At 61.9% G+C, this 17,023-nt stretch carries 13 protein-coding genes; 4 read left to right on the forward strand and 9 right to left on the reverse strand.

What is annotated here, in order from left to right; translation table 11 throughout:
* Window positions 1-2: 2 nt before the first annotated feature.
* Window positions 3-989, reverse strand: coding sequence for a methionyl-tRNA formyltransferase (gene fmt, locus RQP54_RS04480; protein ID WP_315676961.1), 987 nt, complete (start codon window positions 987-989; stop codon window positions 3-5).
* On the reverse strand, window positions 986-1,495 hold the full coding sequence (gene def, locus RQP54_RS04485; protein ID WP_315676962.1) for a peptide deformylase: 510 nt from the start codon (window positions 1,493-1,495) through the stop codon (window positions 986-988). The genes fmt and def overlap by 4 nt, the downstream gene beginning before the upstream one ends.
* A gap of 156 nt (window positions 1,496-1,651) precedes the next feature.
* Between def and RQP54_RS04490 the strand changes: the two genes are divergently transcribed.
* From RQP54_RS04490 to RQP54_RS04500, 3 genes are all read left to right on the forward strand, one after another.
* Window positions 1,652-2,854 (forward strand): LysM peptidoglycan-binding domain-containing protein, encoded by a 1,203-nt coding sequence (locus RQP54_RS04490; RefSeq protein ID WP_409997538.1) that lies wholly within the window; start codon window positions 1,652-1,654, stop codon window positions 2,852-2,854.
* Window positions 2,855-2,858: 4 nt separating this feature from the next.
* Window positions 2,859-3,995, forward strand: coding sequence for a DNA-processing protein DprA (gene dprA, locus RQP54_RS04495; protein WP_315676964.1), 1,137 nt, complete (start codon window positions 2,859-2,861; stop codon window positions 3,993-3,995).
* An 84-nt stretch (window positions 3,996-4,079) separates the two neighbouring features.
* The gene (locus RQP54_RS04500; protein WP_315676965.1) at window positions 4,080-4,547 is read left to right on the forward strand and encodes a DUF494 domain-containing protein; all 468 of its coding nucleotides are present in this window, start codon (window positions 4,080-4,082) and stop codon (window positions 4,545-4,547) included.
* A 30-nt stretch (window positions 4,548-4,577) separates the two neighbouring features.
* Here RQP54_RS04500 and RQP54_RS04505 read toward each other — a convergent pair whose 3' ends face one another.
* From RQP54_RS04505 to RQP54_RS04525, 5 genes are all read right to left on the reverse strand, one after another.
* Entirely contained in the window at window positions 4,578-7,121 is a 2,544-nt protein-coding gene (locus RQP54_RS04505; protein ID WP_315676966.1) for a DUF1631 family protein, read from the reverse strand.
* 16 nt (window positions 7,122-7,137) lie between these two features.
* On the reverse strand, window positions 7,138-8,091 hold the full coding sequence (gene secF, locus RQP54_RS04510; RefSeq protein WP_315676967.1) for a protein translocase subunit SecF: 954 nt from the start codon (window positions 8,089-8,091) through the stop codon (window positions 7,138-7,140).
* A 14-nt stretch (window positions 8,092-8,105) separates the two neighbouring features.
* A complete protein-coding gene (secD, locus tag RQP54_RS04515) occupies window positions 8,106-9,983 on the reverse strand; it encodes a protein translocase subunit SecD (protein ID WP_315676968.1) in 1,878 nt (625 codons plus the stop codon).
* Between the two features lie 21 nt (window positions 9,984-10,004).
* Window positions 10,005-10,331, reverse strand: a complete 327-nt coding sequence (gene yajC, locus RQP54_RS04520) for a preprotein translocase subunit YajC (RefSeq protein WP_315676969.1) — start codon at window positions 10,329-10,331, stop codon at window positions 10,005-10,007.
* A 189-nt stretch (window positions 10,332-10,520) separates the two neighbouring features.
* The gene (locus tag RQP54_RS04525; RefSeq protein WP_315676970.1) at window positions 10,521-14,075 is read right to left on the reverse strand and encodes an indolepyruvate ferredoxin oxidoreductase family protein; all 3,555 of its coding nucleotides are present in this window, start codon (window positions 14,073-14,075) and stop codon (window positions 10,521-10,523) included.
* Window positions 14,076-14,242: 167 nt separating this feature from the next.
* Here RQP54_RS04525 and RQP54_RS04530 point away from each other — a divergent pair, with 167 nt between their 5' ends.
* Window positions 14,243-14,722, forward strand: coding sequence for an Lrp/AsnC family transcriptional regulator (locus tag RQP54_RS04530; RefSeq protein ID WP_315676971.1), 480 nt, complete (start codon window positions 14,243-14,245; stop codon window positions 14,720-14,722).
* Between the two features lie 48 nt (window positions 14,723-14,770).
* Here the strand turns inward: RQP54_RS04530 and RQP54_RS04535 are convergent, their stop codons facing one another.
* Window positions 14,771-15,733, reverse strand: a complete 963-nt coding sequence (locus RQP54_RS04535) for a chemotaxis protein (RefSeq protein ID WP_315676972.1) — start codon at window positions 15,731-15,733, stop codon at window positions 14,771-14,773.
* A 63-nt stretch (window positions 15,734-15,796) separates the two neighbouring features.
* Window positions 15,797-16,960, reverse strand: coding sequence for a murein transglycosylase A (locus tag RQP54_RS04540; RefSeq protein WP_315676973.1), 1,164 nt, complete (start codon window positions 16,958-16,960; stop codon window positions 15,797-15,799).
* Window positions 16,961-17,023 lie beyond the last annotated feature (63 nt).

Below are 17,023 nucleotides of genomic sequence, written 5' to 3' on the forward strand. Positions count from 1 at the left end.
CGTCAGGTTCCCACCTGGTGCGGGGAAAAGCACATGCCGACCTCCAATGGGAAACCGCGCAGGAATTCTGCGGCCCCCAGGCGTTTCCCGCCGGCACGTTGCAACTCCACCAGCGTCGCTACGGAATTCATAGCTGCTACCACAATACCTTCGCGGGATAGCGCCAAAATCTGGCCTGGTGTGGCGCCAACCGGTGGCAATTGACCGGGATCGTGCTGCGCCGCCCACACTTTGATGACCTCCGTGTCCATCTGAGCCGTGGCGCAGGGGAAGGGATCAAACGCCCGGACCTTGCGCACGATCGTGGCGGCATCTTGGGTCCAATCGATCGCAGCTTCCTGCTTTTCGACCTTGTGCGCGTAGGTCACGCCGGTGCTGGGTTGCTTTACCCGGATCCACGTCCCGGCCTGGGCCAAGGCCCGGACCACCATGTCGGCCCCGAGGGCGGCAACTTTGTCATGCAGGCTGGCGGTGGTATCGCTGGGCTCGATCGCCAGGCTCTGGCGCAAGAGCATGTCCCCCGTGTCCAAGCCCGCGTCCATCTGCATGATGGTCACTCCGGTCTCAGCGTCGCCGGCTTCGATGGCACGGTGGATCGGCGCTGCGCCACGCCAACGCGGCAGCAGCGAGCCATGGATATTGATGCAGCCATGCTTGCCCGGCCGCTCCATGGCATCGAGCACCCACTGGGGCAGGATCAGGCCGTAGGCAGCCACCACCATGACATCCGCCTGTGCCGCTTCAATCGCCTGGCGCGCCTGCGCCGCGTCGTCTGGGAACTTGCCGTCGAGCCGCAGGCTGCGAGGCTGGGACACGGACAAGGCATGGGCCAACGCATACTGCTTCACGGCTGACGCCTGCAGCTTCATGCCGCGGCCGGCAGGCCGATCGGGCTGCGTCAGTACCAGTGCGATATCGTGACCTGCCTGGTGAATTTTCTCCAAGGCAACGCGGGCGAACTCCGGGGTGCCGGCAAAGATCACCTTCACCGAAGGGCCTCGCGCTGGGCCTTGATCATCTTGGTTTTGATGCGGTTGCGCTTGAGTGGAGAGAGGTATTCGACAAACACCTTGCCCATCAGGTGATCCATTTCGTGCTGGATGCAGACCGCCAGCAAGCCATCCGCCTGGACGGTATGGGTTTCGCCCTTGGCATTGAGCGCCTGCACCTTCACTTCGTCGTGCCTGACCACGCCATCGTAGATACCCGGCACCGACAGACAGCCCTCCTCGTTCAGATGCGTGGCCTCACTGGTCCAAACCAGTTCCGGATTGATCAGCACCAATGGTTGATCACGCTCCTCGGACACATCGATCACGATGACGCGCTCATGCACGTCTATCTGCGTCGCTGCTAGTCCAATCCCCTTGGCGTCGTACATGGTTTCCAGCATGTCAGCTACCAGGGTTTGGATGCGTGCATCCACCTGCACGACTGGCTTGGCAACCTTGGTCAGGCGGGGGTCTGGATAACAAAGAATCGGGAGTAATGCCATGGTCTCATTCGGTTGCAAGTGGGTATTTTCGCCACTTTTACCTTTTCTCACATGCACATCATTCTAAAAACGTTGCCGAATCAAGGGCTTGGGCGCACAATCGCGCGTAAATTGTCAAGTCACACCCTGGAACCATAAGCCCCCATGACGACTTCTATGACGGCGAAATCCACCGCCCTGCACAGCGCCATTGCCGCCGCCATCGCTGCCGCAGCTGTGGCAGGGACAGCCCCGGCCGACGCGCAGAACTACCCGATTACCAATGCGCAGCGCGCTACGGCGAACGAAGTGGCACAGCGCGGTGTCCCCTTGAGTGAATTGGCGGCCAATGCACCCGACAGCTACACCATCAAGTCCGGTGACACGCTGTGGGCTATTTCAAGCATGTACCTCAAGAGCCCATGGCGTTGGCCGGAGCTATGGGGCATGAACCTCTCTGACATTAAGAATCCTCACCGCATCTACCCAGGGCAGGTACTGCTGCTGGAACGCAAGGATGGTGTTGCCCGACTGCGCTTGGCCAACCCCGTCGCTACGTCCGACGACACCGAGACGGTTCGGGTGTCGCCCCGCACGCGTATCGAACCCCTTGCGGCGAACGCTTTGCCAACGCTCAAGTCCAGCGTCATCGAAGCGTTCTTGGCCGAACCCATGATCCTGGATGCTGAAACCTTGCAAAGTGCCCCACGCATCGTTGCCACGCAGGAAAACCGGGTACTCCTGAGCCGTGGCGACCGCGCCTATGCCCGTGGCGCTGGCTTGCTGCCGGAAGCCGTTGGTTCGGAATTCCGCGTGTTCCGTGACGCCACCCCCATGAAAGACCCGGACAGCGGTGAAGTTCTGGGTTACGAGGCACAGTATGTCGGCAAAGCCGTGCTGGCACGCGCTGAAGGTTCCAGCGAAGTTCGCGAGTCCAGCGGCGACCCCAAGTCGGCCGTCGTACCTGCGACGATCGACATCGTCGGAGCAAAGGGCGAGATGCGCATCAGCGACCGCCTGCTGCCCGAACCGCCACGCGCGCTGGTGACCTACACCCCGCGCGCCGTGCCCCGTGACATGACCGGACGCATCATGTCCGTCTATGGCAGCGCGGTGGTGAACGCGTCGCAGAATCAGGTGGTGTCGATCAACCGCGGGCAACGCGATGGCGTGGAGTCTGGGCATGTATTCGCCATACTCAAGGACGGGGCACGGGCTGTGGACAAGACCGACCCTTCGCGCACTCTGATGAAGCTGCCCAATGAGCGCACGGGGTTGCTGATGGTGTTCAAGACCTTTGACCGTATGTCGTACGCACTGATCCTCGAGATTACCGACGGCGTCCGCGTCGGGGACCGCCTGACCAGCCCTTCCCCTTGACACCGTGGATCGCGAGGAGCTGCGCGACTGGCTGCGTCTGAGCAGCGCGCAAGGCATCGGCCCGTCATCAGCGCACAGGATTCTTGCAACCCTCGGATTGCCTTCCGAGGTATTTCGACAGGATCACAGGGCCCTGACTCAGGTGCTCGGAGCAGATCTGGCGGATGCGCTGCTGGCGCCCCAACCCTCACTTCCGGAGCTGCTTGACAGGACTTGGCAATGGCTGGAGTCTGGCATGGGGACCTGCCGGATCATGTCACTTGGCGACCCCTTATACCCTCCGGCACTTCTGGAGATTCCCGACCCGCCCCTGCTGCTGTATGGCATGGGGCCGGTCGACAGTTGGCATCCTGCCCTCTGGAGGCGCCATGCGCTGGCGATCGTCGGGAGTCGCAACCCCACCCCCCAGGGCAGTCGCAATGCCCATCAGTTTGCTCTTGAATTGGCGTCACAGGATGTGGTCGTCGTGTCGGGTTTGGCGTTGGGGATTGATGGCGCGGCCCATGAAGGCGCGCTTTGCGCCGCACGCCCGGGAGTGAACACCATTGCGGTGGTCGGCACGGGTCTGGACCGCGTCTATCCCGCCCGCCACCGGGATCTGGCCCGGCGCATTGCGCAGCGAGGTATCCTGCTCAGCGAATACCCCTTGGGCACGCCACCGCTCCCCCACCACTTCCCGCAACGCAACCGCATCCTTTGCGGTCTGGCAGAAGGCACACTGGTGGTCGAGGCGGCCCTTCAGTCCGGCTCGCTGATCACCGCCCGTCTGAGTGCCGAGCAGGGCAAGGAGGTATTTGCGATCCCCGGGCCCATCCATTCCCCCTTGTCCAAAGGCTGCCATGCTCTCATACGCCAAGGCGCCAAGCTGGTGGAAACGACGCAGGACATCTTCGAGGAATTTCGACATTGGTCGGCCGTACCTGCGCCGCCTGCAGTCGCACAGAAGGCTGACTGCGGCGTTGACCGATCCGACTGTCCAGTCCTGGCGGCGCTGGGGCATGAGCCCTCCAACCTGGACCAACTGCAGGCACGAACTGGCTGGCCCATACCCGATTTGCAGGTGCGCCTGATGGAGCTGGAGTTGCTCGCATTGGTGGCAAGGCTTCCTGGCGGTAGCTTTGAGCGCATCCACCGCGCCTGACGGCAAGGTCGGCTTGATCGCCGGAAAAGCGCCGCAGTTCCGACCAGGGCCGTTTGCTCTCCGCTTCGGCGCTATAGTGACCCCATGTTTGACGTGCTTGCCTTTGTTTACCAGAACTATGCAGCAGGTGACTTCTGTCCAGAAGTCCATAGCCTGCAACGCAAACTCAGTGCGGTCGGCTTTGATTCCGATGAGATCCGCGACGCGGTGCGTTGGATCTCCGGGCTGTCGTGCGCGAAGGATGCGGCACAACACCAGCAGGCGTTGCGCCCCCCCCATCCCTGGAGCCTGCGTGTCTATTTGCCTTCTGAATATCGGAAACTCGGTTCGCGCAGCATCGGTTTTCTGAGTTTTCTGGAATCCTGTGGTGTCCTGAGCACGGCCATGCGCGAAGTCATCGTCGACCGCAGCATGGCGGCCCCTGGGTCCCCCGTATCCCTGGATGACTTCAAGCTGATCGTGTTGATGGTGTTCTGGAGCTTCAACCAGGTACCGGACGCATTGTTGCTGGACGAGCTCTGCGACAACGCTGAAGAGCGACTCGCGCATTGACGGGTTTACCGCCAACGATCCGGCACGCCGTCAACTGCTCACACGTTCCGGGTTGGCCTCTAGCTTGTTGAGCGCGTCCCGTGTCGCACGCACGGTCAACGCCTCGTCTTCCTGCGGCTCCAGCAGTCCAGCCTGCAGATAAGCTGCCAAGCGCCCGGCCTGGATCAGGAATGCCCGACCGGTCACCGCCGCGAACAGATTCAGGTGTTTGCGTTCACTGCGCCAGACCAGCTGCAACGAAATTTTCTGCTTGTTGTGGTCCAGCGTATACCAGCTACCCACCTGCAACTCTTGCGCCCAAGCCATCATCGCGGCGGTAGGTTTGGAGCCACCATTGGTGATGACCTCCAGACCGGACGCATCCATCCCAAGCATCATTTCGATGCTTTCCGCATCCAGCGGCAAATCGCCCACGCCATCTTCGCTGATGAACTCTTCCAGGTTGCCCAATCGCTGCGCGAGGGCATCGATCTTGCCCTGCTCGATCGCTTGGGTCTTCGAGAGAAATGCATCCTGCAAGGTATCGCTAACCGACTTGATGTGGGCATCCTGCTCGGATGGTGGCACACCGAGCAATGTCATTCCCGATCGCAGGCGCAGCAGCAGATTGGGAAGCTCCTGGATCACCTTCGCACGATCGGTGCGGTTGGGTTTGGCGCTGGCTGACCAAATCAGGTCACTGGCCGTCTTCTTCAGCGTGATGGTATCGGCGTGCTTGGGGCCTCTGCGTACAGCAGCGACGGCCAGTACCTCCGCCCAGACCTTGAACAGGAAGGAGCGAATTTCATCGCGCACCGGCATGTCACGCAACAGGTTACGCATTTCGATGGTGAACTGGATGGCCAGGGTTTCCTTCTGCTCCACCTGCTGCGCCACGCTCATGACCTGCTTGGGTGCGCCCTTTTCGGTGAGGAACTTCTCCAGGAACTTCTGGAATTCGTCATACACCACTTGGTAGACCTTCTTGCCGGTCTCCGGGTACTGCTCAATGACCTGCACGATTCGCTTGATTTCCACCTCCATGGCAGTCCCGTGCCCACCGGCGGCATCAAAACCAAGCACCACGGAACCCATGCGATCGATCAGCATCCGTGCCGGATGGGTCGTCGTCCCCAGAAAGTCCGCGTCTTCCAGCGCAATCCGCAACACCGGCATCTGCAAACGAGCGATCCAGACCCGGATGCCTGGCGGAATGCGGTCCTCGGCAAGGATCGCCTGAAACATCAGGGCCACGATCTCAATCGTCGCCTTTTCCCCTTTTGTCTCCGCCTTTTTCTTGAGCTCAGTGGTCTTTTCGCGCAGCTCGGTGGCCACCTGCGCCATCCCCACAGGGCTGTAGTCGACAAAACTGGCCCCAATGTTCTGCATCACAGGCCCCAGCGGTTGCTGGGCAATGGCTTGCATCAAGGCGGGGGAAGGCACCATGACCGCTTGCGCCCCAGGAGCCGCCACAATGTCGCCGCCCCCCTGGTTGATGAAGAAGCGTCGGATTTGCCCTATGACACCTTGCGCCCGAGCCCGCGCACGCGCCAGGGGCTGCGCCAGACCGTGGCCGGCGTCAGCGCCATAGTAGCTGGGAGCGGCACTGTTGGAGCCAGCCCCCCCCTGCCGCCAGAATGGCTGGGAATCCGTGGTCGGAACGGAATCTCCGCCGCCCCCGGCAGGCGCGCCGGTTGCGGGCCGGCTGAAGAATCCACCAGAGGGTGCTGCAGGTGCACCCTGGGCGCCGTAGCCCATTGCCCCCGCGTTCGCCGGCCCTGCACCCCACCCAGCAAGAGCGCCACCCTGTACTCCATAGCCTTGTGAGACACCACCGCCCATCGGAGCATTCGCATACCCGCCGTAGCCGTCCGGCTGCGAGGGAGCCCCATCGGGCGATGCCTGTGGCGCTGCCACCGGCGGCTGAGCGCGGCGTTCGATGCGTGGTCCGCGAATCCGATCCTTGAATTCGATCGTGGGCATGACTCCCTGCTGAATCAAGAGCGCATTGCCATTCTTGTAGGCGGTCTTCAGCGACGCCACCAAAATACCCTGCACTACGTCACTGACCATGGGCCAAGAATCGGCAGGCATTCCAGAGACGCCCCATTGCTCGACCATCTTGAGCACAGGCACATCGGGACGCAGGATATCGAAGTCAGCCAGATCCTCGGCCCCTTCGAGAAACTTCACGCGCAGACGCAAATCGTCGAAATCGGCATTGACCTTTTCCATCACGGCCATGACCATGCGCGACGCGAGGATCTTGTTCTCGAATACCTCGGTCCCGACCAGCTCAAGACCCGCCGCATCCAGGCTGCCCAGATCCTTCTTCTTGCCGGTGGACGATTGCAGCTCTTCGCGCCAGGCCTTGGTCGTGTTGTCCTGCCAAACCGGGCGGCAGCGCTTGTAGGCCATCCAGACATCGCGGCGTGTCTGCGCTTCGCGCGCGTTGCTGGGTTCTTCCATCAAAGCCGTCAGACGCTCCAGCACGGCCCCTGCGATGTCCACCATGGCCTTGCCCAGCTCAGCCAAAAACCGCTCACGCACACTGCGCGCGAGCTGAAGCTGGGCCTGACTGGGTTGCACTGCCATGGTTGTTGACGTCCTTTCAGACCACCGCCCCCGCATTCGGGTCGCTCGGGTCCTCTTCTTTTTTTCCTGTTCCCTTGATCAGATCTTCACGGCGGATGCCTAACCACATGGCAATGGCTGCCGCCACAAAGACCGACGAATAAATGCCAAACAGAATGCCGATCGTCAGAGCCAATGCAAAGTAGTGCAAGGTAGCCCCGCCGAACAGCAGCATAGACAATACCATCAACTGGGTACTGCCGTGGGTAATGATAGTACGGCTGATGGTTGAGGTGATCGCGTTGTCGATGATCTGCACCGTATCCATCTTGCGGTAGCGGCGGAAATTCTCACGAATCCGGTCAAAGATCACCACCGACTCATTGACTGAGTAACCCAGCACGGCCAGCACAGCTGCCAGCACGGGCAGCGAGAACTCCCACTGGAAGAAGGCAAAGAAGCCCAGGATGATGATGACGTCGTGCAGGTTGGCAATGATGCCCGCCACGGCGTACTTCCATTCGAAACGAATGGCCAAGTAGACCATGATGCCTACTACGACGAAAGCCAGCGCCTTGAGACCATCGGCCGCCAACTCGTCACCCACTTGGGGGCCGACGAATTCGACGCGACGCAGATTGGCGCTTGGATCGGCCTGCTTCAGTTCCGCCAGGACACGTTCGCTTTGCTGACTGGAATTGCTGCCTTTTTGCACCGGCATGCGTATCAGCACATCCTGTGCAGTACCGAAGTTCTGCACTTGCACATCTGAAAAACCGAGCTTTCCGATGGCGTCACGGATGTTGGCAAGATCAGCAGGGTGGCTGTAGCTGACCTCCATCAGGGTCCCACCCGTGAACTCCACCGACAGGTGCAGACCGCGGGAAAAGAGGAAAAAAACCGCGGCCAGGAACGTCACCAGCGACACGGCATTGAAGACCAATGCATGGCGCATGAACGGAATGTCGCGGCGGATTTTGAAGAATTCCATGATCGCTTCTCGCTTTAGTTCGTTGCATCCGCTTCGGAAGCAGGTTTCCAGACGGTACCGATCGACACGGACTTGAGCTTCTTCTGCCGGCCATACCAGAGGTTGACCAGCCCGCGCGAGAAAAACACGCCAGAGAACATGCTCGTGAGAATGCCCAGACAGTGCACCACGGCGAATCCGCGCACGGGACCCGAACCGAAGGCCAGCAACGCCAGACCCGCAATCAGGGTGGTCACGTTCGAGTCCAAGATCGTCGCCCAGGCACGGTCGTAACCGGCGTATATCGCCGCCTGGGGGGAGGCGCCACTGCGCAGTTCTTCCCGGATGCGCTCATTGATCAGCACGTTCGAGTCAATGGCCATACCCAGCACCAGCGCCATGGCCGCCATGCCCGGCAGGGTCAGGGTCGCCTGCAGCATGGACAGCACTGCGACCAGCAGCAGCAGATTCACTGCCAGAGCCACGCTCGATATCACACCAAACAGCATGTAGTAAACGCACATGAAGATGGATACCGCCACGAAGCCCCAGGTCACGCTGTTGAAGCCCTTGGCAATGTTCTCCGCACCCAGGCTGGGACCAATGGTGCGCTCCTCAATGATTTCCATCGGTGCTGCGAGCGAACCGGCGCGCAGCAGCAGCGCAGTATCGGCCGCTTCTGCAGTGGTCATGCGGCCGGAAATCTGCACCCGTCCGCCGCCGATTTCAGAGCGGATGACCGGGGCGGTAACGACTTCGCCCTTGCCCTTTTCGAACAGCAGGATCGCCATGCGCTTGCCCACGCTCTCCCGCGTCACGTCACGGAAAATCCGTGCCCCTTTCGAGTCGAGGGTCAGATGCACCGCCGCCTCCTGGGTCTGCTGGTCAAAACCAGGCTGGGCATCGGTCAGGTTCTCACCGGTCAGGATAACCTGCTTCTTGACGATCACTGCCTGGCCACCACGCTCCAGGTAGCGTTCGGTACCAAAAGGCACCGGGCCGGACCCCACTTCGGCGGCACGCGCTTCGGCACTGTCCTCGACCATGCGGATTTCCAGCGTAGCGGTGCGCCCCAGGATGTCCTTGGCCTTGGCAGTGTCCTGCACGCCCGGCAACTGCACCACGATGCGGTCCAGGCCCTGCTGCTGGATCACCGGCTCGGCCACACCCAATTCGTTGATCCGGTTGTGCAGGGTCGTGATGTTCTGCTTGAGCGCCTGCTCCTGCACCGTTCGGGCTGCGGCCGGTTTGATGGTCGAGACCAGCTTGATGTCGGCGCCATCGGTGGTCTGGGTGGTTTCCAGGTCGGGGAACTGGTCTTTCAGAATGCGGCTGGCAGCCTCGGCGGTCGCTGCATCACGCAGACGGATCTCGATGGCCTGACCATTGCGGCTGATGCCACCGTGGCGAACGTTCTTCTCGCGCATCACCGACCGGATATCGCCACTGAGGGACTCAGCCTTCTTGCTCAGCGCAGCCTGCATGTCGACCTGCAGCATGAAGTGCACGCCACCGCGCAGGTCCAGCCCCAGGTACATCGGGAAGGCATGCAGGGAGGTTAGCCATTGGGGCGAGCGCGACAGCAGGTTCAGGGCCACCACATAGGAGGGATCGGCCGGATCGGGATTGAGTGCCTTCTGCACGGCGTCCTTGGCCTTGAGTTGGGTGTCGGCATCGCCAAAGCGTGCCTTGATGGACATGCCATCGAGCGACAGCACGTCGGCCTTGAGACCTGCGGCGCCCAACGCCGCCTCGACCTTGGCCATCACTGCCGCATCCACCTTAACCGTGGCCTTGCCGCTGGAAACCTGCACGGCCGGTGCCTCACCAAAGAAATTCGGCAGGGTATACAAGGCCCCCACCACCAGCGCGACCACAATGATCGCGTACTTCCACACCGCGTAACGGTTCATGATCGCGCTTTGATTCGTTGATTACTTGATCGAGCCCTTGGGCAGTACCTGGACCACAGCGCTGCGCTGGATCTGGATGTCCACGCCGTTGGCCACTTCCAGACCGACATAGTGCTCACCGAGCTTGCTGACTTTACCCAGCACGCCGCCGGCCGTCACCACCTCGTCGCCCTTGGCCAGGGCATCGATCATGGTCTTGTGTTCCTTCTGCTTCTTCATCTGCGGACGAATCATCACGAAGTACAGCACCACGAACATCAGCACCAGGGGCAGAATGCTCATCAGGGTGGAAGGGGCCTCTGCACCGGCAGCAGCGGCAGTTTGGGCGTATGCGGAAGAAATAAACACGGACGCACTCCAGAAATGGCGAAATACGAGCGCCAAGGCCAGCCCCGCGCCAAAAAAAGGCGCGACGCCGACCCAGCGGGCAACCGGTTATTGTAATTGCCCCCCTGGACGCCCGATGGGACCAACAAACCCACGCCAGTCAGGGCTGTTGGACGCAAACCCGCCCGCGTTCAGGGGTGCCATGCACTATCAGCGTGGCAGGCTCGCCAGAAGGGTCTGCCGCTTCAAGGCCGCGGCAGCCATCGCTTGTGCCTTCACGTGCCCAAACCCGCGGATGGACTCGGGCAACCGGGCAAGCCCGAGAGCCACCTCAAATGCTGCGGGATCCTGAATCTTCGGCAGCAAGCGCGTGAGGTCGGCTCGGTACTGCGCAATCAAGGCGCGTTCCTGACGCCGTTCCTCGGTATAGCCAAACACGTCCAAGGCGGTTCCGCGCAAGCCTTTGCAGGCAGCCAGGGCGGAAAACACCGGCCGCATCCAGCCGCCATAGGCCGACTTGCGCACATGCCCCTGCGCATCGCGGCGAGCAAACAGCGGCGGCGCCAAGTGGTATTGCAGTTGGAATTCGCCTTCGAACTGGGACGCCAGTCGTTGGGTGAACGCAGCGTGGGTATGCAACCGTGCGACTTCGTATTCGTCCTTGTAGGCCATGAGCTTGAACAGGTTGCGTGCCACGGCATCTGCCAACCCCGCCTTGCCCAGCGCCGCTTCGGCCTGGCGCACACCCTCGACAAACGTCACGTAGTCCTGCGCATAAGAGGCATTCTGGTAGGCCTCCAGAAACGCACTACGCTGGGCGATCAGCTCGGCCAAAGTGGGCTTCTTCACCCACTGGATCGCTTGCTGGGCCTGGGCCATGGCGGGCACGAGTTGCGGCTGCTGTGCGCAATGACGCCCCCACTGGAAAGCAGCCTGGTTGTTGGCCACTTGCACGCCGTTGAGCTCCATGGCGCGCAGGATGGATTCCTCCCGCAACGGGATACGCCCCTTCTGCCATGCATACCCCAACAACACCGGGTTGGCGTAGATCGCATCCCCCAGCACCTGCAGCGCCACAGCCTCGGCATCAAGCACACCCAAGGCCTCGCTCCCGACTGCGGCCTGGATGGCCTGCTCACAACTCTCGGACGGAAACTGCCATTCGGTGTTGCGCACGAAGGCCGCCGTGGGGGTGTGGTGGCTGTTCAGCGCCACGTAGGTCCGCCCGGACTGCATGGCCGCCAGCGTCGCCTTGTTGGCCGCCACGATGGCGTCACAGCCAATGATCAGGTCGGCCTTGGCGGTATCGACCTTGGTGGTGTGGATCGCTTGCGGCGCGTCGGCGATCTGCACGTGGCTCCAGGTCGCGCCACCTTTCTGTGCCAAGCCTCCGGCGTCCTGGGTGACGACGCCCTTGCCTTCGAGGTGTGCGGCCATACCCAGCACCTGGCCAATGGTGATGACACCGGTGCCACCAACACCCCCCACCACGATGCCCCAGGGCGATGCAGCCGAGGGAAGCGATGGTGACGGCAGCGGCGGAAGTCCATCGAGCTGCCCCTTGCCGGACCGCTGGGGCTTCTTCAGGGCGCCGCCTTTGACGGTGACAAAACTGGGGCAAAACCCCTTCACGCAGGAGAAGTCCTTGTTGCAGCTGCTCTGGTTGATGGTGCGCTTGCGCCCATACGGCGTTTCCACCGGCTCAATGCTCAAGCAATTGGATTGCACGCCGCAGTCGCCACAGCCTTCACAGACCAGCTCATTGATGACGACGCGCTGATCCGGCTCCGCCATGGTGCCGCGCTTGCGCCGGCGGCGTTTTTCCGTGGCGCAGGTCTGGTCATAGATGATGGCCGATGTGCCGGCGTATTCACGGAACTGGCGCTGGATGCGATCGAGTTCGTCGCGGTGGTATACCTCCACCCCCTCCGCCAGGGGCACGCCGTCGTATTTGGATGGGTCGTCGGTCACGATGCACAAGGCCGACACCCCTTCGGACTTCAGGCTGTTCATGATCTGCAGCACGGTATGCCCTTCGGCGCGCTCACCCACGCGCTGACCGCCGGTCATGGCCACGGCGTCGTTGTACAGCACCTTGTAGGTGATGTTGACGCCCGCTGCAATGCTCTGGCGAATGGCCAGCAAGCCACTGTGGAAGTACGTACCGTCTCCAAGGTTCGCGAAGATGTGCTTCTCTTGCGTGAAGGGCTGCTGGCCCACCCAGGTCACGCCTTCCCCCCCCATCTGGGTGAAGGTCGCCGTGCTGCGGTCCATCCATACCGTCATGTAGTGGCAGCCGATGCCTGCAACGGCGCGGGACCCCTCAGGAACGCGGGTGCTGGTGTTGTGCGGGCAGCCGCTGCAGAACCAGGGTGTACGGTCATTGGCGGGAGCAGCACTGACTTCGAGCGCCGCCCGCTCCTTGGCTTCGATGACGGCAATGCGTGCCTGCATGCGCTGAGCCACATCGGGCGGCACACCCAGCTTGTTCAGGCGCTTGGCGATGGCCTTGGCAATGATGGCCGGCGTGAGGTCGGCCTTGGCCCGCAACAGCCAGTTGTCGCTCGGGTTCGGGCGACTCCACTCGCCGCCGGAGCCGTCGCCCTCGGGTTCGTCGAACTTGCCCAGCACGTGGGGACGCACATCGCTGCGCCAGTTGTACAACTCTTCCTTCAGCTGGTACTCGATGACCTGTCGCTTTTCCTCGACCACCAGGATTTCCTGCAAGCCCTGGGCGAAATCGCGGGTGATGGTGGCCTCCAAGGGCCACACCACGTTGACTTTGTGCACCCGAATGCCCAGTTGGCGGCAGGTGGCATCGTCCAACCCCAGGTCGATCAAGGCCTGCCGCGTGTCATTGAAGGCCTTGCCGCTGGCGATGATGCCGAAGCGGTCCTGCGGGGTGGCAACCACGTTGTAGTTGAGTTTGTTGGCACGCACATAGGCCAGCGCGGCGTACCACTTGTAGTCCATGAGACGCGCTTCCTGCTCCAAGGGCGAGTCGGGCCAGCGGATGTGCAACCCACCCGGTGGCATCAGGAAGTCCTCGGGCAACACGATCTTGACGCGATCGGGATCCACCTCCACGGATGAAGACGACTCCACCACTTCCTGGATCGTCTTCACACCGGCCCAGACGCCCGAGAAACGGCTCATGGCCAGCGCATGCAAGCCCATGTCGAGAATGCCCTGGACATCCGAGGGGAAGAACACCGGCAGCCCACAGGCCTTGAAATTGTGGTCGCTTTGGTGGGCCGCCGTGGAACTCTTGCTGATGTGGTCGTCGCCGGCAATCGCGATCACGCCACCATGCCGCGCCGTACCCGCCATGTTGGCATGCTTGAACACGTCGGAGCAGCGGTCCACCCCCGGGCCCTTGCCGTACCAGATGCCGAAGACTCCGTCGTACTTTCTCTTCTCCGGAAACAGATCCAGCTGCTGGGTACCCCATACCGCGGTGGCACCCAACTCCTCATTCACACCAGGCTGGAACACGATGTGATGGGCGTCGAGGTGTTTCTTGGCCGCAACCAAGGCCTGGTCATATCCACCCAAGGGAGAACCGCGGTAGCCACTGATGAACCCGGCCGTATTGAGCCCGGCACGCTGATCGCGCGTGCGCTGCATCATGGGCAGACGCACCAGCGCCTGCACGCCACTCATGAAGGCTCGCCCCTGCTCCAACGAATACTTGTCGTCGAGTGTCGCCTGGCGCGAGGCACCCTGCAGTGCTGCGGAGGTCTCGGGGCTCAGTGGTGCATTCATGTGCGGTCTCCATGTTTCCCGTTCAGCTCCAGGTGACCCCCATGGTCACGGTAGACGGCTGGCTCTAGGGGAGGAATGAGTGTATGCCGCACGTACCGATAAGTGTTTTCTTTTTTTGCCGGACAATGCACCCAAAAAGAAAACTTCTTTCTGAATTAGAGAAAAACATGATGACATTGGATAAATTCGACATCGCCATCCTCGAACATCTGCAAAACGACGGGCGTTTGAGCAATGCCGAACTGGCGCAGCGCGTGGGGCTGAGTGCCGCACCCTGCTGGCGCCGGGTGCGAGCGCTCGAGGAGGCTGGGTACATCAAGGGCTACCACGCAGAGATCGACCGGCTCAAGGTGGGCCTGGGAGTTCTGGCCTTCGTGCGGCTCGATGCCGACCGCAATGCGGGTGATGTACTGCGAGCGCTGGAGGAAACCTTGCGAACCATTCCCGAGGTGGTGAGCTGCCACTACATCAGCGGGACGGGCACCTTCGAGTTGCAGGTCGTGAGCCAGGACCTGCAGACCTTTAGCCAGTTCGCGCGAGACGTCCTCATCAACCTGCCCAATGTGAAGGACTTGCGGACCAGTTTTTCACTGGGAGAAATCAAACCCAGTTCGGCCCTGCCGCTGGCCCACCTTCGATCGCAATGAAAAAAGCCCCGCAGGACGGGGCATCCAAGCGGTGCACGAGCACTGCGCTTAGCGCCGATGCAGCAGCACATCACGCAAGGTGCTGCTCATTTCTTCGGCGTGGAACTTGGCAATATAGGCATCCGCCCCCACCGAACGCACATGGCCTTCGTTGGTGGTACCTGTGAGGGAGGAGTGAATCACCACCGGGATCTGGTTGAAGCGCCCGTCCTGCTTGATGTTGCGCGTCAGGGTGAAGCCATCCATCTCGGGCATTTCCAAATCCGTAAGCACCAGCGCCACCTTGTCACGAATCGTCTTGCCTTCCTTCTTGGCGTCCTCGGACAGGGACTGCAACTTTTCCCAGGCTTCCTTGCCTGTCTTGGTCATGATGTAGGGAATGCCCATGGCCTTGAGGCCTTCCTCGATCATCATGCGCGCCACCGCGGAATCGTCAGCGGCCAGTACCACGGTGCCGGGTGGCAGGCGCACCTGGTGCACCTCTTCGCCGTCCTTGACCACCTGGTGCTGTTCGGGGAAGACGTCGCGCAGGATCTGCTCCACGTCCAGCACCTGCGCCAGGCGGGTGTTTTCGGCATCGCCATCCAGGCGCGCAATGCTGGTCACCAGCCCACCCCCGTTGTTTTCGGCCGAGAGCACATGCTTCCAGCCCAGGCGCACGATTTCATTCACTTCTTCGACCGCAAAGGCCTGGGTGGTGCGGGCAAACTCGGTCACCAGCAGGATCCCCAGTCCCTTGGTGGGGTTGCAACCGGTAATGGCTGCAAGGTTGATGACCGGAATCATCTGACCGCGCACGTTGGCAATGCCCATGACGTGCTGCGGTGCATTGACCATGACGGTGATCTCCGGCATGACCAGGATTTCACGAACCTTGAAGACGTTGATGCCAAAGAGTTCGCGCCGCCCGCCCCCGCCCGGGGCCTCGCCGAGCCGGAACAGCAGCAGTTCAAACATGCTGTTGCTGGCCAGGTTGGTCCGCTCATCGATTTCGCGTAGTTCTTTGCTCATGGATAGTCCCTCAAAGGAGCGCCAGTGGCTGACGACGTGCTGCACATGGTAACGTGATCTGTCCTACTTCGGCCACAAAATCCACATTTGTAGGGTTTGCCTTAGCCGCCCCGCCAAAGCGCCTGCGTCCGCCCCCCACCCAACGAAATAATCGGCCCGCACCGCGCCGGTGATCGCACTGCCGGTGTCCTGCGCCATCACCAGCTTCTGCAATGGCTGCATCGGTCCCTCGCTGGCCAGCCAGACCGGCGTGCCATAGGGGATGGCTGCTGGATCCACCGCAATCGAGCGGCCCGGGGTCAGGGCCACCCCCTGGGCGCCGCGAGGTCCGAACGCCGCATCCAGATCCGACAGGGCCTCTTCCCTGAAGAACACCACCCGCGGATTGCTCCACAGCAATTCCTGCTGCCGCTGTGGATTCTGCGCCAGCCAGGCACGGATTCCGGGCCAGGAAGCGTCCTTGATCAGCCCCTGGTCGAGCAGCCAGCGCCCGACACTGCGGTAGGGCTGGTCGTTGGAGCCGGCATAGGCCAAACGTACAGTACGCACGCTGCCGTCGGCTTGGGCCAAGCGCACACGTCCCGAACCCTGGATCTGCAGCAGCAAGGCGTCTACCGGATCAGCCAAGTACATCAGTACCTTGTCAGCCAGCGCTGCTTGGGCTGCCGGCAAGGTATCGATTTCCTGGCGGCTGAACCAGGGCTTGCGCGACGCCAGCCCCGCAGGTACGGCATAGACGGGCACGGTAAAGCCGGGGCCCGGCTCGCGCTGGGCGTCCAGCGTAGGCTCGAAATAGGCCGTCAGCAAGCCACGACTCTCCCCTTGCAGACTCTCGACGCGGTAGGGCTGCAGGCGCTCCAGCATCCAGCGGCGCTGCTCGGCCTCGTCAGCGATGCTCAGTCGGCGCACCTGCGGGCACAGGGCCACCCAGGCCGCAGGGGGTCTCTCGCAGCCCTTGAGCCAGGCATTCCAGAACTCAAACAGGCGATCGTCCTGCCAGCCCGGCAGCTCCGACCAGTCAGCCGCCACCCAGCGGGCCTGCGCCTGTGTCATGACCGCGCCCGCACCAGCGGGCCGAGCAGAAGCCGCTGGGGCGGTAGTCTCCGGCGCACGCGGCATCGGTGGACGCTGCACCGGGGGCGGTGCCGAGGCACACGCGGCAAACAGGGCCGCCGACAGCAGCAGCGCCATGCGCCGCACGATCTGCCGCAAACCTTCGCTTTTCATGCCAAATTCGACTGCAGCCCGCAAAAACATTGCGTAATACGCTTCACTTTTCATAGCGACTGC

Source organism: Curvibacter sp. APW13 (assembly GCF_032337135.1).
In the GTDB taxonomy this organism is placed as follows: domain Bacteria; phylum Pseudomonadota; class Gammaproteobacteria; order Burkholderiales; family Burkholderiaceae_C; genus Allorhodoferax.